The 23,442-nt window shown below is 59.9% G+C and carries 21 protein-coding genes; 12 read left to right on the top strand and 9 right to left on the bottom strand.

Going from position 1 to position 23,442, the window contains the following annotated elements; translation table 11 throughout:
* Positions 1-20: 20 nt before the first annotated feature.
* A complete protein-coding gene (locus GSQ77_RS18405; RefSeq protein WP_158904216.1) occupies positions 21-314 on the top strand; it encodes an acylphosphatase in 294 nt (97 codons plus the stop codon).
* Positions 315-344: 30 nt separating this feature from the next.
* Here GSQ77_RS18405 and GSQ77_RS18400 read toward each other — a convergent pair whose 3' ends face one another.
* Both GSQ77_RS18400 and GSQ77_RS18395 read right to left on the bottom strand, forming a co-directional pair.
* Positions 345-1,289: an ion channel gene (locus tag GSQ77_RS18400; protein ID WP_158904215.1), complete on the bottom strand. Its 945-nt coding sequence runs from the start codon at positions 1,287-1,289 to the stop codon at positions 345-347.
* Positions 1,290-1,369: 80 nt separating this feature from the next.
* A complete protein-coding gene (locus GSQ77_RS18395; protein WP_158904214.1) occupies positions 1,370-1,681 on the bottom strand; it encodes a hypothetical protein in 312 nt (103 codons plus the stop codon).
* On the opposite strand from GSQ77_RS18395, the gene GSQ77_RS18390 reads away from it, so the two are divergent.
* The 4 genes from GSQ77_RS18390 (at position 1,680) to GSQ77_RS18375 (ending at position 5,903) form a co-directional block, all read left to right on the top strand.
* Positions 1,680-3,806 carry a CHASE domain-containing protein gene (locus tag GSQ77_RS18390; RefSeq protein ID WP_158904213.1) on the top strand — a complete coding sequence of 709 codons (2,127 nt, stop codon included), beginning with the start codon at positions 1,680-1,682 and terminating at the stop codon, positions 3,804-3,806. The two genes, GSQ77_RS18395 and GSQ77_RS18390, sit on opposite strands and share 2 nt — an antisense overlap.
* Entirely contained in the window at positions 3,803-4,450 is a 648-nt protein-coding gene (locus GSQ77_RS18385) for a response regulator transcription factor (protein ID WP_158904212.1), read from the top strand. Before GSQ77_RS18390 ends, GSQ77_RS18385 begins: the two co-directional genes overlap by 4 nt.
* A gap of 194 nt (positions 4,451-4,644) precedes the next feature.
* Complete coding sequence (locus GSQ77_RS18380; RefSeq protein WP_158904211.1) at positions 4,645-5,088, top strand: response regulator transcription factor; 444 nt, start codon at positions 4,645-4,647, stop codon at positions 5,086-5,088.
* 125 nt (positions 5,089-5,213) lie between these two features.
* Positions 5,214-5,903: a helix-turn-helix domain-containing protein gene (locus GSQ77_RS18375; RefSeq protein ID WP_254067695.1), complete on the top strand. Its 690-nt coding sequence runs from the start codon at positions 5,214-5,216 to the stop codon at positions 5,901-5,903.
* Positions 5,904-6,041: 138 nt separating this feature from the next.
* On the opposite strand, the gene GSQ77_RS18370 is transcribed toward GSQ77_RS18375, so the two are convergent.
* On the bottom strand, positions 6,042-8,480 hold the full coding sequence (locus GSQ77_RS18370; protein ID WP_158904209.1) for a penicillin-binding protein 1A: 2,439 nt from the start codon (positions 8,478-8,480) through the stop codon (positions 6,042-6,044).
* A gap of 675 nt (positions 8,481-9,155) precedes the next feature.
* On the opposite strand from GSQ77_RS18370, the gene GSQ77_RS18365 reads away from it, so the two are divergent.
* Both GSQ77_RS18365 and GSQ77_RS18360 read left to right on the top strand, forming a co-directional pair.
* Positions 9,156-9,830, top strand: coding sequence for a PspA/IM30 family protein (locus GSQ77_RS18365; protein ID WP_158904208.1), 675 nt, complete (start codon positions 9,156-9,158; stop codon positions 9,828-9,830).
* Between the two features lie 210 nt (positions 9,831-10,040).
* On the top strand, positions 10,041-11,195 hold the full coding sequence (locus GSQ77_RS18360) for a tetratricopeptide repeat protein (protein WP_158904207.1): 1,155 nt from the start codon (positions 10,041-10,043) through the stop codon (positions 11,193-11,195).
* Positions 11,196-11,213: 18 nt separating this feature from the next.
* On the opposite strand, the gene GSQ77_RS18355 is transcribed toward GSQ77_RS18360, so the two are convergent.
* From GSQ77_RS18355 to GSQ77_RS18330, 6 genes are all read right to left on the bottom strand, one after another.
* Positions 11,214-12,086, bottom strand: a complete 873-nt coding sequence (locus GSQ77_RS18355; RefSeq protein ID WP_158904206.1) for a carboxylesterase — start codon at positions 12,084-12,086, stop codon at positions 11,214-11,216.
* Positions 12,087-12,331: 245 nt separating this feature from the next.
* Positions 12,332-13,735, bottom strand: a complete 1,404-nt coding sequence (locus tag GSQ77_RS18350; RefSeq protein ID WP_158904205.1) for a methyl-accepting chemotaxis protein — start codon at positions 13,733-13,735, stop codon at positions 12,332-12,334.
* Positions 13,736-13,859: 124 nt separating this feature from the next.
* On the bottom strand, positions 13,860-14,648 hold the full coding sequence (locus tag GSQ77_RS18345; protein ID WP_158904204.1) for a molybdopterin-dependent oxidoreductase: 789 nt from the start codon (positions 14,646-14,648) through the stop codon (positions 13,860-13,862).
* A gap of 9 nt (positions 14,649-14,657) precedes the next feature.
* Positions 14,658-15,362, bottom strand: a complete 705-nt coding sequence (locus GSQ77_RS18340; RefSeq protein ID WP_158904203.1) for a cytochrome b/b6 domain-containing protein — start codon at positions 15,360-15,362, stop codon at positions 14,658-14,660.
* A gap of 27 nt (positions 15,363-15,389) precedes the next feature.
* Positions 15,390-16,259: a thioredoxin family protein gene (locus tag GSQ77_RS18335; protein ID WP_158904202.1), complete on the bottom strand. Its 870-nt coding sequence runs from the start codon at positions 16,257-16,259 to the stop codon at positions 15,390-15,392.
* Between the two features lie 213 nt (positions 16,260-16,472).
* Positions 16,473-17,453, bottom strand: a complete 981-nt coding sequence (locus GSQ77_RS18330; protein ID WP_158904201.1) for a LysR family transcriptional regulator — start codon at positions 17,451-17,453, stop codon at positions 16,473-16,475.
* Between the two features lie 200 nt (positions 17,454-17,653).
* On the opposite strand from GSQ77_RS18330, the gene GSQ77_RS18325 reads away from it, so the two are divergent.
* From GSQ77_RS18325 to GSQ77_RS18305, 5 genes are all read left to right on the top strand, one after another.
* Positions 17,654-19,189, top strand: coding sequence for an efflux transporter outer membrane subunit (locus tag GSQ77_RS18325; RefSeq protein WP_158904200.1), 1,536 nt, complete (start codon positions 17,654-17,656; stop codon positions 19,187-19,189).
* Complete coding sequence (locus GSQ77_RS18320; protein ID WP_158904199.1) at positions 19,186-21,453, top strand: FUSC family protein; 2,268 nt, start codon at positions 19,186-19,188, stop codon at positions 21,451-21,453. The genes GSQ77_RS18325 and GSQ77_RS18320 overlap by 4 nt, the downstream gene beginning before the upstream one ends.
* A complete protein-coding gene (locus tag GSQ77_RS18315; RefSeq protein ID WP_158904198.1) occupies positions 21,443-21,643 on the top strand; it encodes a DUF1656 domain-containing protein in 201 nt (66 codons plus the stop codon). The genes GSQ77_RS18320 and GSQ77_RS18315 overlap by 11 nt, the downstream gene beginning before the upstream one ends.
* 107 nt (positions 21,644-21,750) lie before the next feature.
* A complete protein-coding gene (locus GSQ77_RS18310) occupies positions 21,751-22,746 on the top strand; it encodes an HlyD family secretion protein (RefSeq protein ID WP_158904197.1) in 996 nt (331 codons plus the stop codon).
* A gap of 135 nt (positions 22,747-22,881) precedes the next feature.
* On the top strand, positions 22,882-23,337 hold the full coding sequence (locus tag GSQ77_RS18305) for a universal stress protein (protein WP_158904196.1): 456 nt from the start codon (positions 22,882-22,884) through the stop codon (positions 23,335-23,337).
* Positions 23,338-23,442 lie beyond the last annotated feature (105 nt).

Below are 23,442 nucleotides of genomic sequence, written 5' to 3'. Positions count from 1 at the left end.
TCTTGAACATCACGCCTATCATGCCTCGTACCCACGACCCCTTCATCGAAACTTACCATGTCCGCGTCACTGGCCGCGTGCAGGGCGTCGGCTACCGCTGGTCGGCGGTGCGCCATGCACACATGATTGGCGTGCGCGGCTGGGTGCGCAATCTCGATGACGGTTCGGTCGAAGCCATGGTTCAAGGGCCGCCCGACCAGGTCGACCGTATGCTCGAATGGATGCGTCAGGGTCCGCCTGGCGCCAAAGTGCTGGAATTGGCGAGCGAGCGGCAATTCATCGACCGCCGCTTCGAGCGTTTCGAGCAACACTAGGCTGAGACCGGTTTTCTCCAACGCATAGGCCTACACAATATCCGCCGACACAACGTTCCCCTGCAAATCGTCCGCCGACAACGGCTCGGTATCGTGGAATTTGGTGTAATCGACGTAGTTCATACCTTGCTCGTCCTGCTCGATGAGATCGGGATAGCGGTGATTCCAGCGGATCACTTCGGAACTATAGATCTGCCGACTGCGCATCGTTTGAGAGGTCGTTTCGTCCACACCGGCTAGCGACAAAATCAAGGTCGTCCCGCTCTCCGCCATGGTCTCAGCCGTTTCGTTGTATAGCGGGCTCGACGCATCGATCACATGGGTCAAATTCCAGCCGAGCGAAAAAATCGGATGTTGCTCGCGGGTGAGAACCAGATCGTATAGCCTGCGGTTTTCATAACCCTCGGTAGTAACGTGCAGCCGCATGAGTCGTAACCGTGCGGACGCTTCCGTGATGACATTCTGACGCGCATTGGCCGCGCGTATCATCAAGGTCGGGATGCCGTCCAAGGGACGGATGATTGGGTGCTGCGCAAACAGGATCTTGGCGTGGGGGCGCGAAAAGCGGGTAAAGATCAACCCGGTAAATACGGCCAGCCCGGACAATCCGCTGAAAATCTCGATGGTCGCAATCACATGCCCATAAAGGGTTTGCGGGTGCATATCGCCGTAGCCCACGGTCGCGAGCGTTTCGACGCTGAAGAAGAATGCACCGAGAAAACCTTCAGGCGCCTGGTTGGCGATCGGGTGGTTACCGAGCATGTACAAAAGCGCGAATCCGCTGTTACCTGCAAAGAACACGCCTGCGATCACCGCAAAAAAAGTCGGCCAGCGGATCGTCATAAATTGATGGTACAAGTCCTGCCAGATATGATCCGGCAAGCCCACCGTGATAAATTTCTGGCTACCGACCTGCACGTGCCGCCCCCTTCCGGACAGGCTGGGCCTTCGAGCCGTGGCTTCAACGCGTTCCATTGCAACTCCCATTTTCTCCATCAGCGAAATTTACCATTGCAGCAGGCGAAAAGGCAGCCGCGTTGTGAACCTTTGGCCATTCAGCCGCGTTCTGCGGCATGAGTGAACAGTGAGGCCTTGCGCCAGAGCGTATGGGTTATGGGAATAGGCCGTATGGCCAAGCGCAACGAAATGGGCAAAAATCCTGTAATAATCCCCATCACACACGCGTCTGCTGCCGTAGTATCGAGAAAATTCGCCGGCCCGTTTTGATTCGCGACGGCCTCCCCGCGCTTTGTTTTGTATTGACCATCGTCCATGGCGGCTAATTTAGAAATGCCCCGCAGCGGGCAACCGAGCGACACCCTGCGAACGCGCCCCTCCTCGATAGAGCGGCGCGGCGCGTGGGTCATGTTGCTGGCTTGTTTGCTGATCACGCTAACCGTATGGGCTACGTTACGCCATCAGGAGAGCGAAGAGGTCGCGCGAGATTTCGAACGGCGCTGCGAGACGGTTACCGCGGCGGTGAAGCGCGAGTTCAGCGCTTACGAGTTGGTGTTGCGCAGCACGGCCAGCATGGTCGCCGCAGCTCAAAACGGGCCGCTGGGCATGGACGCGCTCTCGCAGCCGCTGTGGCACGACTACGCCGCGCGTCTGGATGGCGCACGCACGCTGCCCGGCATCAACGCGCTCGGATTTGCCGAGCCGCTGGCACAGGCTTCGGTTCCCGCCAGCGCCGCGCGACTGGCGTCCAGCATGCCGCCGGCCGCCGCCGGCTCGGCCGTGGGTTCGGCCGTGATAACTCGCTACATCGATCCGCTGAATAGCGTCAATCGCATCCTGCTCGGTTACGACCAGGCGGCCAACCCGGCGCGCAGGGCTGCACTCGAGCTGGCCCGCGACACCGGCGCCATCGCTCTGGCGGCCAACCCTGTGCCCGGAGCGGCAGGCGTGGACGCCATATTTCCCGTGTACCGTAGCGGTCCGCGACCCGACTCCACGGCTGCACGCCGAACTGCGCTCATCGGCTACGTCTTCGCGTGGATCGACGCACGCCGCACCCTTGAAGCGCTGACCACGCAAAATCTGCAGGACGTGCAAGTGGCGGCGTATCTCGATACCGCCTCGCATCAGACGCTGGTGTACAGCCAGCAGTCTGCCGTGCAAGCCTCGGGGGACGACGGGCCTTTCGAAACCGACACCGTCGCCGTCGGCAACAACGCGCTGGTTCTCCAGTACGACGGCAGACAAAGCAGTGTGCCGCGCCGGGTATCGCAGACCGCCTTGACGCTCGGCTTGATCATCAGCTTTGTCGCATTCGTGGCGATGCGTGTGAGCGGGAACAAACGCCACCAATTGGATCGCGCCAGGCAGAATGCGCAACTGAGGGTGAGCCAAAACGAAGCCCGCATGCAGGCGATCGTGCGCGCGGCAGTCGAGGCCATCATTACGATAGACGAAGATCAGAACATCGTTATTTTCAACCCCATGGCCGAACACGTGTTCCGCTGTCCGGCGGCCGAGGCGATCGGCTCGCCGCTGCATCGGTTCATCCCCGAGCGTTACCGTCAGGCCCATGCCGGGCATGTGACGCGTTTTGGCGTCACCAGCGTTTCGGAGCGCGTGATGGGTGGACAGCGCTCGCTGTCGGGCTTGCGCGCGGACGGCGAGGAATTCCCCATTGAAGCGTCGATTTCACAAATCCATGAGGCGGGCCGCAAGCTTTTTACGGTGATGCTGCGTGACATCACCGAGCGGCTGCGCGCCGAAGCCGCACTCGAAGCATCGCGCAACGAGCTGCGACAGCTCTCGGGCAATATCCAGAATGTGCGCGAACAGGAAAAAACACGCATCGCTCGCGAATTGCATGACGACTTGGGGCAGCAACTGACCGCATTGAAAATGGACTTGTCGATTCTCGAATCCGATCTCAGGAAACTGCCGAAACCGCAGGAACAGGCCTCCAGCGGGGACGCAAAGCAGACGGCAACGCCAAACCCGGCAACGCCAGACCCGGTCACCCTACTTTCGCAGACCCGTAATATGCACGCGCTACTCAATTCGACGGTTGCGTCGGTGCGGCGCATTGCCGCCGACCTGCGCCCGGTCATGCTCGACGATCTTGGCTTGGCCCCGGCCATCGAGTGGCTGGTCAACGATTTCGAAGCCCGATACGGTATTACGGTGCAGCTCGAAATGAATATCGACGAGTTCGAATTCGACAGCGCCAGCGCCACGGCCATCTTTCGTATCGTCCAGGAAGGGTTCACCAACATTGCGCGGCACGCCCAAGCGAGTAAAGTCACTCTGTCGCTCAAACGCAATGCCATGGACTGTGTCGTGCAGATCACCGACAACGGTCGAGGCACCGACCTGAGCGCGGCCCAAGCCGGCAAGTCGTTCGGCTTGCTCGGAATCCGTGAGCGGGTGCATTTACTCGGTGGCCAGGTCGAATTGACCAGTCTGCCTGGCAAGGGTTTGACGCTACGTGTGACCTTACCAGAAGCTGCATTCCAGACCGCAAGGACTAACGCATGATCCGTGTCTTGATCGCCGATGACCATACTCTGGTTCGCGATGGCTTGCGACACATTCTCGAAAGCGCACATGGCTTCGAAGTGACGGGCGAAGCCGCAGACAGCGCCGGTGCGCTAGCGCTGGTGCGCACGCATGAGGCCGAAGTGATTTTGCTGGATTTGTCGATGCCCGGGCGCAGCGGACTCGATATGATCAAGCAGATCAAGGACGAAAAGCCGACTTTGCGCATCCTGGTGCTGACCATGCATGCCGAAGAGCAATATGCGGTGCGGGCTTTTAAATCGGGGGCCTCAGGCTATCTGACCAAAGAAAGCGCGGCTGCCGAGTTGGTCGCGGCCGTCACCAAATTAGCGGTGGGCGGAGTCTATGTCAGTTTGACGATGGCCGAGAAATTCGCCCTGAATCTGAACGCACCGCAAACCGCACTGCCCCATCAACAACTGTCGGATCGTGAATTCGACGTATTCAAACGCCTCGTCGCCGGCGTCAGCATCTCCGAAATCGCCAATCAACTCTGCGTGAGCAGCAAAACAGTCAGCACCTACAAAACCCGCGTCATGGAAAAACTGCAGATTTCCACCGAGGCTGCGCTGATCCGATACGCGATCAAGCATCACCTATTCGAAGACGAGCCCGATCTATAGGCCACTTGGCCTATGCGTTGCCCGATCTATACGCTGCTTGATTCATAAACCGCGCAATAAACCACGCGATTAGCCGCACGATAAACCCCGCGGCCCCTCCGTGTAGGCCAATTCCTACAAAGCTTCCCGCGCACCTACATCATTTACGGCGCGCGACTATCGTTTTTCCCAGTGCCTTCCGCAATACTGGGTTCATGAACTCCTCACACGTCCACACCCCTTTGCGGATCTACCTGGTCGAAGACTCGGCGCTGATCCGGCAACGCTTGACAATGTTGCTCAGCAACTTGGCAGGGGTCGAAGTGGTGGGATGGGCAGAGGATCCGCACAGCGCATTGACGGGAATCGCGGCAACGCAAGCGGACCTGCTGGTTATCGACTTGATGCTGGTACGCGGCAGCGGTCTGACGGTTTTGCGCGAGTTGTCGGCGAAGCCCCATGCGCCGGTGTCCATCGTGCTGACGAATTACGCGATTGCGCAGTTCAGGCACGAATCGATTCAGGCCGGGGCAGATTACTTTTTTGACAAGACGAATGAATTCAACCTGGTGCTCGATACCGTACAAACCCTCGCGGATCGACGGATAAGCGCCGCGGCGGTGGGGCCTTCGGCAATGACAGCGGAAGGCACTCACTAATTTTGGAGCAAACCATCATGTCCTTATCCCCCTCTGGCAATGTTGCGACCGTTGAATCACCTATCGCACCGTCCCTGCGCAGCTCGACTCAAATCGGCGCACGCACACACGCGTTAAAGCCCAACATGCAACCCGCCCTGCGCTGTTCGACATGCTCGTTGCGCACGCTGTGCATGCCCGCCGGCCTGACGCACGAGGATTTCGACAAGATCGATTCCATGATTTGCAGCACCCAGATGATCAAGCGCGGCGAGGCGCTGTATAGCGTGGACGCCCCGTTCAAAAACATTTACGCGGTACGTACCGGCTCGTTCAAAACCGTAGTGACCCACCCCACCGGACGCGAACAAGTGACCGGATTCCAGATCGCCGGGGAACTGCTGGGCCTGGACGGCATCTACGCGGGTGCGCACACCGGCACGACGATTGCGCTGGAAGATAGTTCTGTCTGCGTGATTCCGTTCCACTTGCTCGAAGTGCTGTGTCGCGAAATCAGCGCGATGCAACATCATGTGCACAAGTTGATGAGCGGGGAGATCGTGCGTGAATCCACGCTGGTGATGATGCTTGGCAACATGCGCGCCGAAGAGCGCGTGGCGGCTTTTCTGCTGAATCTGTCCAAGCGGCTGAGCGCGCGCGGTTACTCGTCGACCGAGTTTCATTTGCGAATGACTCGCGATGAAATGGGCAGCTACCTTGGCATGAAACTGGAAACCGTCAGCCGGATGTTTTCCAAGTTCCAGCGCGAGGGATTGATTTCCGTGCAAGGCAAGCAGATTCGCTTTCTCGATCTCGAAGGCTTGCGCGCCGTGTAAATCAAGCGCCACGCACGCCGGTCGATAAAAAGCCCGGGTAGCGCTTTGACGCTCCCGGGCTTTTTCCTTTTTCTATCGCTCAGCTCAGCTCAGCTCAGCTCGGCTCCACGCAACGCCCAGCGTCTGCTCAGTGTGTCTTCAATGCCTGAACAGATCAATGATTTGCTGGCGTTCCTGATCGGTTTGCACAGGCGGAGCCGGCGGCGCTTGCGGCAATTCAGCGCCGCTGGGCAGGCCGCTGGCATCGACCGGCACGCCCAGCGTGTCCTGGCCTACCCCGATATTGGTCACGAAGCCGTTGCCTGGCGTGAAATTATCATAGTAGATTTCCCCGCCGATATTGGTGATGCCTGCAGGTACCGGTTGCTGATATTGCGGCACGTTTTTCAACGCGTGGCCCATATAGTCGACCCAGATCGGCAGCGCCAGTTGCGCGCCGAACTCACGCGTGCCCAAGCTCCTGGGCTGGTCGTAACCCATCCAGGCCACGGCCACCAGCGTGTGCTGGTAGCCGGCAAACCAGCCGTCGCGCGCTTCGTTGGTGGTACCGGTCTTGCCGGACAAATCGGTCCGATGCAGGACATTGGTGCCGGCTCCTGTGCCCCCTTGCGCGACCGACTTCAGCAAACTCGTCATGATGTAGCTATTGCGCTCGTCGATCGAGCGTGGCGCGCTCGACTCGGCGACCAACGGCTGCGCCTTGGAAAGCACGTCGCCGCGCGAATCCGTAACATCGTTGATCAAATACGGATTGACGCGGAAACCGCCGTTGGCAAATACCGAATAAGCGCTGGCCAATTGCAACGGCGTGACCTGCCCGGCGCCGAGTGCCAGCGGCAGATAGGGCGGTGTCTTATCCGGATCGAAACCGAAATGCTGGGTGACGAATTGCTGTGCGTAAGTGACGCCTATGAAATTGAGAATCCGGATCGATACCAGGTTCTTCGACTTTTGCAGCGCCGTGCGCATCGTCATCGGGCCTTCCGGCTGATCGTCATCCTTGGGTGACCACGATTCGCCACCCGGCGTGCTCGGCGGGAAATACAGCGGTGCGTCGTTGATGATCGAAGCGGGAGCCAAGCCTTTTTCCAGCGACGCCGAATAGATGAACGGCTTGAAGCTCGACCCCGGCTGGCGCCATGCCTGCGTGACGTGATTGAATTTATTCTTGTTAAAGTCAAAACCGCCAACCATCGCGCGTACCGCGCCATCTTGCGGCGTCAGCGAAACGAGCGCGCCCTCCACTTGCGGCAACTGGATGATGTTCCAGTTATTTTTCTGATCCTGTATGAGTCGCACGACCGAACCCGGACGAATCCGCTCCGCGTCCTTGGCCTTGGGGCTCAGCGCATTGGCCGCAAATTTGAGGCCATCGGGATTGATCGTGAGCTGATCGCCATCGAGATTTTGCACGACCACTTGCTTCGGTGTCGCGGTCAACACCACCGCGGAAGTAATATCGCCATCGTCGGGGTGATCGGTCAGCACATCGTCGATAGCCTGGTCGCGGTCATCCGTATCGTTGGGCAGTTGGATATAGGCTTCCGGCCCACGATAACCGTGGCGCCGATCATAATCGAGCACCCCTTTGCGCAAGGCCTGATAGGCGTTTTCCTGATCGCCGGAATCGATGGTGGTCGTCACCACCAGGCCGCGCGTATAGGTGTCTTCCTTGTACTGCGCATACATGATCTGCCGGACCATTTCGGCAACGTACTCGGCATGCACGCTGAACTCGGTGCCGGCCGTGCGGGTGCGCAGCTCTTCGTGGATCGCCTGGTCGTATTGCGGTTGCGTGATGTAATTCAGCTCGAGCATGCGCTTCAGGATGTATTCCTGGCGTATCTTGGCGCGCTTGGGATTGACGATCGGATTGTAGGCCGACGGCGCCTTGGGCAAGCCCGCCAACATGGCCGCTTCCGCCAGCGTGACGTTTTTCAGGTCGACGCCGAAATATACGCGCGCTGCGGCCGCGAAGCCGTAGGAACGTTGCCCCAGGTAAATCTGGTTCATGTACAGCTCGAGAATCTGATCCTTGCTCAGCGCGGATTCGATCTTGTAGGCCAACAACATCTCATAAACCTTGCGCGTAAGCGTCTTCTCGCTGGAGAGGAAGAAATTGCGCGCGACCTGCATCGTGATCGTACTAGCCCCTTGGCTCGGACCGTGCATCAAATCCACCAGCCCGGCGCGCAGGATGCCGATGAAGTCGACGCCGCCATGCTCGTAGAAGCGGTAATCCTCGATCGCCAGGACGGCCTTTTTCATCACGTCTGGAATATCCTGGAACCGTGCCAGATTGCGCCGCTCGTCGCCGAACTCGCCGATCAGGACGTGATCCGAGGTGTAGACGCGCAACGGCACCTTGGGCCGATAGTCGGTCAACGCCTGCAGGGAAGGCAGATTCGGTTCCATGACGATCAGCGCGTAGCCGACCACGAGTGCGCCGATGACGCCCAGCGCAACCCCCGTACCCAACACGCCGAGCAGGAATTTGGCCAGGAACGAACGTCTGCGCGGCTCATTGCGACGTTCTGGATCACGCGGTGAATTCGAAGGTGTGTTTGGTGTGGACATGAATTATGGTGAAAGGGATACGCCGGGCATGATAAACCCTATGCCCCGGCCACGAACCGCAACTGCGATTCGGGCGACCCTAGGCCGGTCCCGTAGCGAAACGCCACGGGTTCGTGGAAAAGTCGGTCAGCTATGACAGACTCGCATTTTAATGAAACATGCGGACCGCCATAACTTTTTTTGCGCTGGGTGGCCCGATTTGGCCCGAAGACATCTGCCCCCATGCCCGCGCGCATGGCTCGCGATCGCGCGCAGGGCGTTTGTGCATCGGATACATGCAAAGTTATCCCCGTTTTTTGTTGATAGGCTTGTTGATAACCTTTAGCAAAGTCACCCAAGTCATTGAAAAATATAAATTTACAGCCATAGCCTGCGAACCGTGCAATAGCGGCGCAGGAAGGCTGCGACTCACCTTAACGCCCATTTAAGCTTGGGTGTTCAGGCTAATAAGCGCAATAGGGACAGGTGTTGCTGCGGCAATGCGTGGTGTAGACTCGATGAAGGTCCGGGAGTTGCATACCGCCTCTCGCGAGCAGCGCAAATTATTGTGGTAGCGACCCTTGGTTTTGTTTAACCTCGCTACCATCTTGAGTATGGCAGACACCCGCGCCTCATTGCAGCCAGAGGCCCGGTGTGGTGATACCAGCCGAGCTGCTTTTTAATTTAGGGGATTCCATGTCACTCTTGAATACCGTTACGCGAACCTTGAAGGGCCTACTCAACGATGCCGCCGATTCGGTGCAGGATCCTTCGCGCGATGCGCGCCAGATCGTTCGCGAACTCGATGACAGCATCGGGCGCGCCGAGAACTCGCTGGTCGAGATAGAAGCGCAGGTCAGCACGCAACAAAGCAAGCGCGATATAGCCGATCAAAAGGCCCGCAAATATCAGGATGGCGCAAAGCGCGCGCTGCAAAGCGGTGACGAAGCGCTGGCACGCGAAGCATTGGCTGCCCAGTCCACCGTGGAAGCCGAGCGCGATGCGTTGAGCCAGGAGTTGAACACCTTGGTGCCGTCCGTCGATCATTTGAAAGAACAGATCAACGAAATGCGTTCGCGCCGCAACGAACTCAATTCGCGTTCGAACATCCTGCAGGCCAAGCAGCAAATCGCCCAGGCCAAAGACACTGCGGCCACAGCGCTGGGCGGGATCGGCGGAAAGAACCTGGCCGAAGATTTCAACAAATTGGAAGACAAGGTCAATCTGTCGAACGCACGTAGCGACGCTCGACTGAACTCCGCCGACCAGAAAAGCGGCAAGGCGCTCGACGACAAGCTCGCCGACCTGAACCGCGGACCGTCGATCGACGAACGCCTCGCGGCGATGAAAAAAGAGATCGGCGGCGGCTAAGCCGTGTGGTCCGGCAAGCGTTCAGCCTCGTGGTTCGTTTTCGAGGCTGCTCTGCGCCCCGGGTCGTCAGTGGTCGAGGCGCAGGCAATCTGTGCCCAACGCCACGCTGACCGGCACGGTGTCGTGTCGGACTTTTTTTAAGCGTCGCGCTCCTTTTTTGCGCGCGTCAACTCTACGGAAACCGGACGGCGCCCCCGTCCGGCTGTTGCCATGAAAAAGCTTTTCTCGCGGATTTTTGTCAGTGCTGCCCTGCTAGGCTTGCTTGGCGTCGCGCCGTTGGCGCAGGCCGCGCCGCCGACCCTCAAGCAAGTCGAGACGACGCTGAACCAGGGCGATTTCGGGCGAGCGCAGCAAATGCTGGCCGAGGTGGTGCAAGCCTATCCGCGCGACGCCCGCGCCCGCTACCTTTATGCACAGGTGCTGGATCGCAATGGCCAGCCCGCTGACGGTCTGCAGCAGCTCGCGCAGGCGCAGCAGCTCGATCCCGCGTTGAAGTTTGCACAGCCGGGCCGCTTCGCCGAGGTCCAACGCAAGATCGGGGCCGACGCGCAGCGTGCTTCCAACTCCGGTGTGACGCCGCGTGCGGATGTCGCCTCGGTGACGCCGGCCGTAGCGCCCCTGGCCGCCGCCGGTGCGACTGAGCATCATGGCTCAGGCTTCGGCATGATCTTGCTGGTGCTGGTATTGGTCGCGGTGGGGGCCCTGATGGTGTGGGGGGTACGGCGCGCGCGCCGTAACGAAGAAAACCGCGCTACCGTGAGTCGCCGCGAGCAACTGCGGCAGGCCACCGACTTGCTCAATGGCGTGCGCGCACTCAAGCTCGATATTCGCTTATCGACACAGGAGGGCCACGAGCTATTCGCAACCGAAGCGCAAACGCTGGAAAGCCAGTTGCTCAAGGTGATCGAAGGTCTCGGGGACGGCTCAGGCCGCCCGACGAATCCCACCGACTTGCCTGCGTTCGAGCAACTTGGGTCGCTGTCGCGTCAGTTCGAAAGCCTGAAAGCGCGAGTGGAAGGCCGGCCCGACCCCTACCCGCCGCAACCGGCAGGCAGCGGGCAATATGCCAATGAGGCAGACCGCTTCAGCCAGGCTAGGGATGCCGCGCCGCAGACCGTCATCGTGCAGCAACCGGGCGGTGGCATGGGCATGGGCGGTGGTTTGCTGACCGGCGTGTTGCTCGGAGAAATGCTGGGCGGCGGCCGTGATCGGGTTGTCGAACGTGACGTGCTGGTGGATGACCAGCGTCAGCGTCCGTCCGACCCCGGTGTCGACTTCGGACAGGGCGGTAACGACTGGAATGACGGCGGCAGCAATTTCGATGTCGGCAGCGACGACTCGGGTGGCTGGTCCGATAATAACTAAGCTAGGTCCCCAACCTATTCAAGCCCGCGCCGCCGCGCGTTGTGCCCGGCGCAGGGCTTTCGAAATAATGTGAGTCTCCGAGGGCCGTCCGCTGCCGTTGAGCCGGCGGATGCTGTCCCGAAAGAACGCCACCGTTTCATTGGCGACGATTTCGCGTTCGTTATCCATCGTGATGATGTGGTAGCAATCATCGAGCAATATCTTGCGTTTAATCGGCGAGCTGATTGTGTCGTAGACGTGCAAGGTATTGCGCGGGCTGGTGGTGTCGTCGTCCACGCCGTGAACCAACAGACAGTCGTTACGTATCTGCGAGAGCCGCGCGTTCACATGCCGGGTTAGCAAGTCGGCCTGATGAATATGGTCGATCGATGTCGAAGCTTCGCCCACTTCCGACTCCGCGTGCTGCTTCATGGCCTTGGCCACGCGTGCGCGCAGCGCCTCGTTTTTCAAGCCATAGGGTTCGCGCTCGAAAAACGAATACTTATTGCGCCACGGCGTCAGGTACCACACCTTCAACAAAACGCGATACCAGGGGATAGCCCAGCCGTCCCACTTCAGGGTCACCGCGTACAGCGCCAGCGAATTAATGCTCGGCTCTTCCACTGCCAGCGCCAGCGCCAGGGCTCCCCCGATGCACAGGCCCCCGACCGACACCGTCTCGTGCGTCTTGCGCAATTCACTGTAGTGCTCGCGCAAAGAGGCCAGCCACGCTTTCCAATTCGTGGCACGACTGCCCATCGTATAGCCGGGGATGACCGGCACCGAAACGGTGTAACCCTCGTTGACCAGAGCTCGGGCAACGAACCGCATCTCACGTGGCGTGCCCACCAGCCCCGGAATCAGCAAAACAGCATGCTGTTTGCCTTGATAAAAAATTGCCTCGTCAGCCATTCAACTAGATCCTGTAGTGCGCGTTTCGTGCAACGTGTGAGCCTGGATGCAGCGCCCGTCATGGTCCCATTCTGACCTCGGTAGCGCATGCGCGATAGCGGCCATTATAGAGAGGTCGCGTGCGCAGCCCTCTAAATTGGGCCAAACGCCAGCGGCGCCCCGTCCGCCGAGACCATGCGCGTGGCCACGGCACACGCGCCGGACGACCGAGGAACGATCACAAAACGACCGCGGAACAACCGCAATCAGGCCGTATAGGCCAGCCGCAAACCACCCCAATGGCGTCCGCCAACCATGATGGGAGCGGAGACATCTTTCATCACCGTATGTTGACCGCCGCCCATGTCACGCCGGTAGGTCTGCAGCAAAAAGGGCTTTTGATGGGTGGCCGCCGCCAACCCGGTCCGATCGTTGAAAATCCGTCGATTGCGGCAATTCCCTGCGTTCCACGCCGGATCGTCACTCTGAGGGTGGGCGAATTTCTTGTTATGAGTGGGTAAATAGCCTTGTTGATCGACCGCCGCGCAAAACACCACGCGCGAATCCAGTGCGAGCGCCGGTTCGATAATCGACGGCAACAGGCGATCCGTCAGGCCGACATAACGCGTCGTGAATTGTTGCGGGTCGGTGCGCGCGATCGGTTGATAGTGTCGATCGAACAGATCCTCCAACGTGACTTCGCGGCGTGCCACGGCCTGTTCGAACGCCGCACCGATCCTGCTCGCCGCAGCGATGGCCGCCTTGATAAACCGCGTATCCGGCGTTTCGATACCGGTTTCCGCCGTCAGTTCGATCAGTGTTTCCGAAACGCCCAGCAGATTGCCCAATTGGTCACGCGCCTGCATGAAGTTGGCATTGCACCGCTCGACGCCGACGACCATTTCCTGCACCTGCGATTCGAGGTCGCCGCATTGCCGTTCGATCTGATCGGTTTGCAGTGCAATTTGTCCGGTTTCCCGGTTCAGTTCGGCAAGGGCTTCGCCGGCCAATCCCACCACCTGGCCGATCGCACGAGTCCCTTCCTTCACACGCTCGGCCCGCTGCGCACTGGCGGTGCTTTCGGCGATCAGCAAATCCGCCTGGGCAGTCAGCGACGCCAGCGTCGACTCGATCTGGGCGGTGGCCTGTTCGGTTTTGCCGGACAGGTTCTTGACCTCGGAGGCCACGACCGCAAAACTTTTTCCGTACTCACCGGCACGGGCCGCTTCGATCGCCGCGTTCAGCGCCAGCAAATGCGTCTGCCGGGCAATCATGGAGATCTCTTCCGAGACGCGGCTGACCTGGGCCAGCGAAGCGCGCAAGGTGCTGATTTCGCGCGCCATCACCGAGACGCTATCGACCAGCGTATGGATTTCGCTCAGAGAAAGCGTGACGGTGGCATGCGACTCGCTTACCTGGCTAGCCGCCTGCTCGGCGACGCTACGCATCTGGCGCGCCGCCACCGCAATATGCTGATTGCCCTGCATCGTGGAGACGGCGGCATTTTGCACCGCGTGACAGAGGTCGGCCTGGCGTTGCACCCGGCTCGCAACCTCTTCGACATTGCCCGATACATCGCAGATCTCGATGCCGAGCTTGCCGGCTTGTTCTGCAATCTTGGCTACCGAGCCGTGGTACCTGCTTTGACGTGTAAACGTGAAACCGGCCATCCGTCGTCTCCCCTTTTTTTCGGCAGCGCGCGCAATCGTTACTCGCCTTGCACGGCTGCACGTTCGTGGTACGAATATATACGGAACCGCGCCACAGAACTTGAGGGAAGATACCTATGCCGGCTCAGGAACCGCCGAACCAGTTGTATCCCTGATCGACCCAATAGCCACCGGGATAGGTATTGGTTACGAACATCGAGACGATATGCTTGGGATTTTTGTAGCCCAGCTTCGTCGGCATGCGCAGCTTCATCGGATACCCATATTTGGGCGGCAGCGTCTGGCCGTCATAGGTGAAGGTCAACAAGGTTTGCGGGTGCAGCGCCGTCGCCATGTCGATGCTTTCGTAATAGTTATCGGCGCACTTGAAACCGATGTACTTGGCGGTCGTATCCGCGCCGATGCGCTTCAAAAAGCCCGCGAACGGCGTGCCGCCCCAGTGCCCGATCGCGCTCCAGCCTTCGACGCAGATATGCCGGGTGATCTGGCTAGCCTGCGGCAGCGCGTAGAGCTCAGGCAGCGTCCACGCATGTTTGTCCTGCACGAGGCCGCTGATCTCGAGCTTGTAGCTCGCGCCATCGACTTCCGGCGCGCTATCGATGTCGTAGAACGCGTTGAAGGGAAACGGCTTGGTCAGCATCGACTCCGGATAGGTCGGCGCCAGCCGGTTCGGGTCGAAGAGCAAACCCTGCACGCGGTCGTTCATGCGCGACACCGCGGTCAGGAAGCTGTTGACCGATTTGTCGTCGGTAATCGAGCAGCCCGTGAGCATCGACAGGCCGCCTAGCGTGATCGCGCGTTTAGCGAACAAGCGCCGGGCCGGAGCCTGTAGCTCGCGCTGCGCATCTTTCAAAATCAAGCGTCGATCCAACGATGGATCGATCAATGAAGGCTTTCGTTTCGGTGTGGTCATGGCGATCTCCTAGCGGCCCCGCAACATCGTCAACAGCGAGCGCGGCACCAGCGCGACCATCGCAATATGAACAAAAAAGAACAGCACGATAAACGTCATCGCGCAGAAATGCACAATGCGTGCCGTGTCATAGCCACCCATCAAATCGCGCAGCAACGGCAGTTGCACCGACTTCCAGATCGCCAGCCCCGACAGGACAACCACGATCAGTGCAACAACCACCGAGAGGTAGGCGAGTTTCTGAACGGCATTGAAATGCCGCAAATCCTCATGGCCCAGCTTGCCGGTCAATGCCTTGACCAGATCACCGATCACGGCTTTGGGCGAAAGCGGAAAGAATTTGCGAAAGAAGCGGCCGGTGAACAGATTCATCGTCAGATACACGAGGCCGCAGCCGAACACCAGCCACATCGCGGCAAAATGCCACTGCAGCGCGCCGCCCAGCCAACCACCCAAGGTGAATTGAGGCGGAAATGTCCAGCTCGGGAAAATCGGCGAGGCGTCGTAAATACGCCAGCCCGAAAGCACCATGATCACGACGGCAAAGGCATTGAGCCAATGCGTGATGCGCACCCATAGCGGATTGATCGGCTTTGTGTCGCGCGAACGTAGCGCCTGAGGTGCATGGCGCTCCTGGGGCGTATGTGGCGCCGTACTTTCAGGTGGCGCCGCACCTTCAATAGGTGGCGCCGCACCTTCAATTGATGTTGTCATGGTCTCTTTCCTGCAGTTTGAGTCGATTCAATGGCATTCGGGTAAAGCCAACGCTTGTAGGATGTCACCCTGACTATTCTGCACGAAAGCGACGACGCCCGTCGGCCTGTCAGAATGCGCGTTTGCGTCGGGCGCCAAGGCAATTTTTTGCGTAATGCGTGCGCGGCCGTCGGTGATGGGCACGGGGCCCAGCCATTGCCGCACGACGAATTGATGATGCAAGGTTGCGCCCATATTCTCGCCAGCCTTTACCTGACTGGTCAGATTGTTTTCGAACACCGCGACGTAAGCTTGGGCCCCTTGGGCTCCCGCACCGGCGGGCAATGTGAAATGCGCGTCCAGATCAGCGGTCGTGGGGCCAGCACTGTCCGGCGCCAGACTCAATTGAATATCGGCACCGCTGGGTTGGGCATTGATCTTCGCCACCGAGCTCTTGAACGCGGCGGCCGAATTCCAGTCGCGCAGTTCGAAGCCGCCAACCGCGACCTCCGGCGTGTAGACGATGTGGCTGCCGGCACGCTCGCTCAAGCTTTGCTGGCGCTCGGTAAATTGATGTTGGGCAAAGCGATCGTGCCAACCCAGGCTATCCCAGTAGTCGACATGTAATGCGAGGGGAATAAAGTGAGCTTGCTGGTCGGTGCCGCCGGTGTTGCCACGGGTGTTGCCAATTTCGCCCAGCCACTGATCCGCAGGCGGGCAACTGCTGCAACCTTCCGAAGTGTAGAGTTCGACCAGTGCCAGGCGCTGCGCGCCGCTGTGAGCCGTGCACTGCTCAGCGGCCCATAATGTGCACGACCAGAGCATCGCCAGAGCGGCGAACACCAAGCCAGCATGGCGGCCGACGCGTCGCAGCACGGTCCGAGCTTGCGCGGCGGTATGGAAAAAAGAGGATTTCATGGCTCACGTCCGTTCGGTAGGATGATTCTTGGTCGCAAGAACGATCGATACCTTACAGCAGTGACACAAATAAATCCGTGTCGCGGGCGGCGACAAGGCAGTGATTGATTACCGTTTGCTACAAAGGCTTACTACGAAGACTTACTGCGAAGGCTTGCAAGGGCGTATTGCAAGCGCTTTACTACAACGCTGCGACGGCCCATCCAAACGATCTCACAAGGCTTCGGCCAGCACCCCAACAGAAGCACGCGCCGTCGGCGCCGCGGCTGAAAACCTGGCCAGGGCATCCTCATCGCCCTGCATCGCGGCCGGCAGGGTCTGGCGCAGCACGTCGATCCAGGCCTTTATCTTGGCATCGAGATATTGGCGCGACGCGTAAAGCGCGTACACGTTCAGGTGCTGTAGACCGTGCTGCGGCATGACTCTGACAAACTCGCCGCTCTTGAGCCCCTCAACCGCCGAATAAACCGGCACCGACCCTATCCCCATGCCTTCGCGCACGGCGACGAGCATGGACTCCGCCACGTTGACCTGAAACGAGCCGGTGATCGGTACGTTTTCGATACCGCCCGGCCCCTGGAAGGCCCACACATCGGGCACGAATACCGGGCTCACCAATTGCAGGCAATTGTGCTGCTGCAATTCCGCCAAAGTGCGCGGCGTGCCATAGCGTTCCAGGTAGTCCGGGGACGCGCACAAAATACTGTAGCTCACTCCCAGTTTCTGCGCGATCAACCCGGAATCCGGCAAGTCGGTCGCCAGAACCACCGAAACGTCATAGCCTTCGTCGAACAGATCCGGAATGCGCGGCGCCAGCGTCAGTTGGACGTTGACTTCGGGGTAAACTTGCTGATATCGCGAAATGGCGGGAATTACATAGTGCTGGCCAAGGCTGCTCATGGCGTGCACGCGCAAGGTGCCCGACGGGCGTGCGTGCGCATCGCTCGCTTCCGCTTCCGCTTCATCGACGTAGGCCAGAATCTGCTCACAGCGCTGCAAATAGCGCTCGCCCGCCTCGGTCATGGCAATGCGCCGGGTGGTACGATTCAACAGCCGCGTACGCAAATGCGTCTCGAGGTCGGAGATCGCCCGGGACACATAAGCTGTCGTCGCGTTCAGGTGGCGGGCGGCGGCGGTAAAACTGCCATCCTCCACTATGCGCATAAAAACGCGCATGTTTTGTAGCGTATCCATGATGCAGCTTTGGTCGTTTCAGAATGGTCCTATTGTTACCCAAAACATCACAAATATTATTGCTGAAAATGCAATAAGCCTTTACTGCAATACCGCTTAGTGGTTTGATACCACCCCCATAGAATCGACCACTTTTGGATGCATAGGGAGAAGTCGCGGTGTTTTCCATATTGCGCAGAATCACGTCAATGCGGCGGTTCTTGACCGTATCGATCACAATTTTCGGTTGCGCGGTGTGTGCAAGTTGTGCCGACACGCACGGAATCGCGCCGCAAGCGCATCCGCTTGCGGCGAGCCAGATCGATCAGGGTGTAGCGCTACGTACGGCAAGCCAGAACGCTGCGTGGCCGAGCGACGCTTGGTGGCGCGATCTCCACGACGCGCAACTCAACCAATTGATCGCCGTCGCGTTGCAGGACAACCCCACTCTCGCTGTTGCCGCCGCGCGCACGCGGGAAGCCACGGCGTTGGCGCAGGAAGCCCGCGCCGACACCCTCCCGCAACTGAATCTGGACGCGAGCGTGGCGCGCGAACGTTGGCCCGATAACTTTTTCTATGGCCCTGGCGCTCTCGGCGGCGCGACCACTTGGAACAACACCGCCACACTTGGCCTGTCGTACGATCTCGATCTGTTCGGACACAATAAAGATCTTGCCCGGCGCGGACTGGATGTCGCTCACGCCACGGCCGCGGACCAGCGGGCCGCACAGTTAAGCCTGGAAACGAACATTATTCGCACCTATGTCGAGTTTTCGCTGAACTATGCGCTGCGCGACAAATTGACCGCAATTCTGGGCGAACAGACCCACATCGTAGAGATTGCCGATAAGCGCTTAAGCGGCGGCATCGGCACGCAGTTCGACGTCAGCCAGGCTCAAGTGCTGTTGCCCGAGACACGTCGACAGATCGAGGCGCTGGACGAAAGCACTGCGCTGTTGCGTAACGAGTTGGCGATACTGATGGGCAAAGGCCCCGGAGCCGCCGATGGGCTGCAACGTCCGAGCCTGATCGATATCGTCCAGAATGGCGGCGCGCCTGCGTTGCCTGCCAATTTGTCGCTCGACCTGCTCGGCCATCGTCCGGACGTCGTGGCACAACGCTGGATGGTCGAAGCACAAAGCCAGGGCGTGGCGGCCGCCAAAGCGGCGTTCTATCCCAATGTAAGCTTAGTGGCTACCGCCGGCGGCTTTGCAGCAGCGGGTGGTCCGATCGGGGGCGGCCTGTTTACCTTCCTGGCCGCCAAGAATCTGAGCTATACGGCCGGACCGGCATTATCGTTGCCGATCTTCGACGGCGGCCGGTTGCGCGCGCAATTGGGCGCGGCATCAGCGAGCTACGACGTCGCGGTGGCTCAATACGACCAGACGGTGTTGAACGCATTTAAACAAGTCTCGGATCAAATCGTCACGCTCAACTCCCTGGCGCGGCAGCAAACCCAGGTCGATCAGTCGCTCACCATCGCGCAGAAAAACGACCGGCTCGCGACCGAGGGTTTTCGTCGCGGCTTGACCGATTACCTGAATGTGCTCGATGCACAAACGCGTTTGCTGACCGAGCAACAAGCGCAACAGCGCCTGGTCGCCAGCCGGATCAATGCTTACGCGACCTTGATGAGTGCGCTGGGTGGTGGCCTGCCGCCAGAAAATCCGAATACCGCGCCGTCTGACGTCGCCGCGATGCCGCCCGCGATGTCCCCGGCAGCGACGCCGGCGGTTTCCCCCGCGGTGTCCCCATGAGCCCTACCCCGAGCTCGACTCCAGCCCCACGCGCGGCCCACGGTTGGGAGCCGTGGCGAGACGGCGCCCAGGAGTGGCTGAGCAGCTCCTTGCCGTCCTGGCTATTCATCGCGAAAACACTCGCCGCCGCATTGCTCAGTTTGTGGATCGCGATGCGCCTCGAACTGCCGCAACCGCGCACGGCGATGACCACCGTGTTTATTGTCATGCAGCCTTATAGCGGCGCGGTGATCGCGAAAAGTTTTTACCGGATCGCCGGCACCGTCATCGGGTCCCTGGTTTCGCTGCTTGTGGTGGGGTTGTTCGCGCATGAACCGACCATATTGCTGGCGGCCACGATCGTATGGATCGCGATCTGTACCGCGGGTGCCACCCGCAATCGCAACTTTCGTTCGTACGCGTTTGTGCTGGCGGGATATACCGCCGCCTTGGTGGCAGTCCCCACGATAGCGAACCCAGACAGCATTTTTCAGGCGGCAGTAACGCGGGTCAACGAAGTGTCGTTGGGCGTGATCGTTTCCACCGTTATCAGCGCGCTGGTATTCCCTCAATTTGCCGGTGACGCGCTGCCGCGTGCGGTGCGCTCGCGCTTTACCGGGTTCGTCGAATTTGTCGCAGCCACCTTGGCGGGTCGTATCGACCGCGCCGGGATCGAGGACACCAACGTGCGTATCGTGGGGGACGTGATCAGCCTCGAAGCGACGCGTAGTGTCGCAGTCTTCGAACATCCCGAGATCCGGTTGCGCAGCCCGATCCTGATGCGGATGAATCACGATTTCATGGCGGTCTCGACTCGCTTGCATGCGCTGCACCAGTTGTTCAACCGGCTGCGCGACGGGCAAGAGGCCGGTAGCAGTCTGGTGCGCGAATACTTCGAACCGTATTTGCGCGAAATTGCTCCGCTGCTCAGCCCCGAAACGGCGCCCGTACTGAAGCCTGCGGATGCGCGGGCGTCGGTCGAACGCCTGATGTCGTTTCGCGCGAGCTTGCCGCAACGCCTGCGTGCCACCCGTGTGCAATTGACCGCAGCCGGGCTGGCCGCAAACCAGAGCACCGGTTTGCTACTGGACTTCGACACTGCATCGGAACTGCTGCTGCGTTTTGTCGACGAGTTGTATGCCTACACCGACAGCTATGCTGCGCTAGCCAAGCCGACCGCTAGCCAGACGCAGCAAGCAGCGCGACCCTATGTGCCCAAAACCGGCCTGCTCAGCTCCGCGGTATCGGGCCTGCGTGCCGTCGTAGTCCTGAGCACGGTGGGCCTGTTCTGGTTCGCCACGGCGTGGCCCGGTGGCGAATTGATGATGATCCTGGCAGGCACGGCGGTCGCACTGGCGGCCACCACAGCGAACCCGGTACGCGTTGCCACCGGGCTGTTATTCGGCGCCGTGCTGGCGTTGCCGGCCGGCGCGATATGCGTGTTTCTGCTTTATCCCCTTATCGACGGATTCCCGCTGCTATGCGTGGTGCTCGCGCCATTCCTGGTCGGCGCACTTGCGCTCACCACGCATCCGCGCTGGGGCGGTGTGGGCACGGGCTTTCTGATTTTCTTTTGTTTTAGCGCCGGACCCGACAATGTGATCCATTACGATCCCATCGGTTTCTTCAACAACATGCTCGGGATCATTTTCGCCAACGGGATAGCCACGGCGGCGTTTGCCTTGATCTTGCCGCCCACCAGCGGCTGGTGGCTGGCGCACATCGTGCGCGATTTGCGACGGCAAGTGGTGATGGCCTGCAGCAGCGACCGCGCCGGCCTGCCGGAACGCCTGGAAGGCGGCACGCGAGATCTGATGCAGCAGGCCAGCATGTTGGCGACGGAGCGTCTACACGCCCCACAGGTCGCGCTTTCCTGGATGTTTCTGGTATTGGAAATCGGCCATGCCGTCCTGGAATTGCGCGACGAGATAGCCTCGATGGGCATCGTTACGCCGATCCCCGCAAGCGCCGGTGAGCGCGGCGGCTGGCAGCAAGCGTTGCGCGCCACTCGGCTCGACATCGAGCAGTTGTTTCGCAAACCCACGGTAGAACAACGCATGAATACTTTGCGCACCACATCGCACGCGATCGCGGTCATGCAGGCCACGATCGAACGCGTATCCGCCGGCGTCGCGCCCTTCAACGAAGCGCATATTGCCAGCATGAACCGTATCGCCAGCTACTTGCATTTTATCCGCAGCGCTCTGCTCGATCCGGTCTCGCCGTTGCCAGGCGGCGCGAGCTTTTGCGCAACCGCCCCGACCGGAGTGCCCAATGTCGCGTGATTTCACTTTTTTCGGTATCTATGTACCGAGCTTGTTAATCATCCTCTTTGCCAGCATTCCGCTGACCTGGCTGGTCGACCGGTTGGTACTGTGGACCGGTGCGTATCGCCTCGTATGGCATCCACAGCTCTTTCGCGTCAGTTTTTTTATTTGCATTTTCGGTAGCTTGGGTCTTCTCGTTTATAGGTAAAACCCGAGGTAAAACCCGAGGTAAAACTCAAAATAAAAACCCGTGGTACAAACTACGGCGCCAGACTAGCGCGGCCCATTCCTTCCTTTGATTTGACGCTTGCCATTATGTTTATCCGAAATTTTCTTCGCGTGCTCGCGACGGTTCTTATTGCAATTGCGGCGATCGTTATCGGTCAAGCCCTTTGGCATAACTATGAGGACCGCCCATGGACGCGCGACGGCCGCGTGCGTGCTTATGTGCTCAATATCGCACCCGATGTGTCCGGTGCCGTGACCGGCCTGCCCGTCTACGATAATCAATGGGTCAAGCGCGGTGACGTACTGATGCAGATCGATCGATCGCATTATGAGATCGCGCTGGAGCAAGCCGATGCGGCCGTGGCCGAGAAAAAGAGCATCTGGGCCATGCGGGTCTCCGACGCCCGACGCCGAGCCGATCTCGATAGCCTGGTGGTTTCGGCCGAACAACGCGAGAACTCCACGCTGGCGGCACAGTCGGCCTATGCGGATTACCAGGCAGCGCAGGCACAGCGTGCCGCCGCCCAGTTGAATCTGGATCGCACCACGGTGCGCTCGCCGATCAACGGCTACGTGACCAACCTGCAGGTTCAGAGAGGCGACTACGCCATCGCAGGGTCCGCCCGCCTGGCGGTCGTCGACAGCGATTCGTTCTGGGTCTATGGCTACTTCGAAGAAACCAAGCTGCCGGCCATCAAGATCGGCGCGCCCGTGCGCATTGAACTGATGAACGGGGGCCGTCTGACGGGGCACGTCGAAAGTATCGCGCGCGGTATTTACGATCGCGACAACCCACAGAGCCGGGACCTGACAGCCGATGTCAATCCGACGTTCAACTGGGTCCGCCTGGCGCAACGGGTGCCGGTACGCATCAAGCTCGATCCGGTACCGGGCGGAGTGCTGCTGGCTGCGGGCCTGACCTGTACAGTGATCGTGCAAACTGGCGCTGAGGCCGATCGGGCGGCGGCAAATAATGCGCCGGCCAGCGGCGCCGTTGCCGCAGCGAACCCCACTGCGAACCCCGCACCGGCTTCATCAGGAGCAACGGCATCGGACCATGCCGCCAGTGCGCCCGCACGCTGAGCATTGACTCGCGTGCACTTGCGGGAGGATGATGGGGTGCATATACGCTAACCCCAAGCGCAGGTTTGGGAGGCGCTTATACAGTTCGCAAGATATTGCGGCGGCTTGTTCTGATTCTGATTCAAGGAGAACGTCATGTACGCCAAGATTCTAGTCGCCATCGATGGCAGCGAGACCTCGAAACGCGCGCTCCGTGCGGCAATTCAGCTAGCTTGCGATCATCACGCGCAGTTGCAGGCGCTGTACGTCATAGACAATCCTCCCGTGCTCTCGGAGGCCGGCTATTACGATCCGACAACACTGCGCGCGGCGTTGATCGAAGAAGCCGAACGGGTTTGCGCCGACGCGAGCAAAGCCATGCAGGCGGCAAGCGTCGCCTCGGCCACCGAACTGGTGGAAGTTGAGCTGGTGGGCGATGATATTGCCCACCAGATCGAACAGGGCGCCAAACGCTACGGCGCCGACCTGGTGGTGATGGGCACGCACGGGCGCCGCGGCATGCGGCGGCTGCTGCTGGGCAGTGTCGCCGAACGCTTCCTCAGAATTTCCACCTATCCTATCCTGCTCATTCCTGCGCCGCATGATGACTGATTTGGCTCAATGATATCGCGTGAGTGTTTCGCGAATTCGCCAGAGCGTTTATCCTGTGGCTGAGGGCATGTTCCGGACGTCGCTTTGTTCGCGCCGGACAGGATT

The organism is Burkholderia sp. L27(2015), from assembly GCF_009765705.1.
In the GTDB taxonomy this organism is placed as follows: domain Bacteria; phylum Pseudomonadota; class Gammaproteobacteria; order Burkholderiales; family Burkholderiaceae; genus LMUX01.
Note: the sequence above shows the minus strand (reverse complement) of the source record. Positions and strands in the feature narration are given on the sequence as shown.

Bases quoted from the DNA above. Each gene is read 5' to 3' on its own strand.
- GSQ77_RS18405 (WP_158904216.1), top strand. From the start codon at position 21: ATGCCTCGTACCCACGACCCCTTCATCGAAACTTACCATGTCCGCGTC.
- GSQ77_RS18400 (WP_158904215.1), bottom strand. From the start codon at position 1,289: ATGGAACGCGTTGAAGCCACGGCTCGAAGGCCCAGCCTGTCCGGAAGG.
- GSQ77_RS18390 (WP_158904213.1), top strand. From the start codon at position 1,680: ATGTTGCTGGCTTGTTTGCTGATCACGCTAACCGTATGGGCTACGTTA.
- GSQ77_RS18395 (WP_158904214.1), bottom strand. From the start codon at position 1,681: ATGACCCACGCGCCGCGCCGCTCTATCGAGGAGGGGCGCGTTCGCAGG.
- GSQ77_RS18385 (WP_158904212.1), top strand. From the start codon at position 3,803: ATGATCCGTGTCTTGATCGCCGATGACCATACTCTGGTTCGCGATGGC.
- GSQ77_RS18380 (WP_158904211.1), top strand. From the start codon at position 4,645: ATGAACTCCTCACACGTCCACACCCCTTTGCGGATCTACCTGGTCGAA.
- GSQ77_RS18375 (WP_254067695.1), top strand. From the start codon at position 5,214: ATGCAACCCGCCCTGCGCTGTTCGACATGCTCGTTGCGCACGCTGTGC.
- GSQ77_RS18370 (WP_158904209.1), bottom strand. From the start codon at position 8,480: ATGTCCACACCAAACACACCTTCGAATTCACCGCGTGATCCAGAACGT.
- GSQ77_RS18365 (WP_158904208.1), top strand. From the start codon at position 9,156: ATGTCACTCTTGAATACCGTTACGCGAACCTTGAAGGGCCTACTCAAC.
- GSQ77_RS18360 (WP_158904207.1), top strand. From the start codon at position 10,041: ATGAAAAAGCTTTTCTCGCGGATTTTTGTCAGTGCTGCCCTGCTAGGC.
- GSQ77_RS18355 (WP_158904206.1), bottom strand. From the start codon at position 12,086: ATGGCTGACGAGGCAATTTTTTATCAAGGCAAACAGCATGCTGTTTTG.
- GSQ77_RS18350 (WP_158904205.1), bottom strand. From the start codon at position 13,735: ATGGCCGGTTTCACGTTTACACGTCAAAGCAGGTACCACGGCTCGGTA.
- GSQ77_RS18345 (WP_158904204.1), bottom strand. From the start codon at position 14,648: ATGACCACACCGAAACGAAAGCCTTCATTGATCGATCCATCGTTGGAT.
- GSQ77_RS18340 (WP_158904203.1), bottom strand. From the start codon at position 15,362: ATGACAACATCAATTGAAGGTGCGGCGCCACCTATTGAAGGTGCGGCG.
- GSQ77_RS18335 (WP_158904202.1), bottom strand. From the start codon at position 16,259: ATGAAATCCTCTTTTTTCCATACCGCCGCGCAAGCTCGGACCGTGCTG.
- GSQ77_RS18330 (WP_158904201.1), bottom strand. From the start codon at position 17,453: ATGGATACGCTACAAAACATGCGCGTTTTTATGCGCATAGTGGAGGAT.
- GSQ77_RS18320 (WP_158904199.1), top strand. From the start codon at position 19,186: ATGAGCCCTACCCCGAGCTCGACTCCAGCCCCACGCGCGGCCCACGGT.
- GSQ77_RS18315 (WP_158904198.1), top strand. From the start codon at position 21,443: ATGTCGCGTGATTTCACTTTTTTCGGTATCTATGTACCGAGCTTGTTA.
- GSQ77_RS18310 (WP_158904197.1), top strand. From the start codon at position 21,751: ATGTTTATCCGAAATTTTCTTCGCGTGCTCGCGACGGTTCTTATTGCA.
- GSQ77_RS18305 (WP_158904196.1), top strand. From the start codon at position 22,882: ATGTACGCCAAGATTCTAGTCGCCATCGATGGCAGCGAGACCTCGAAA.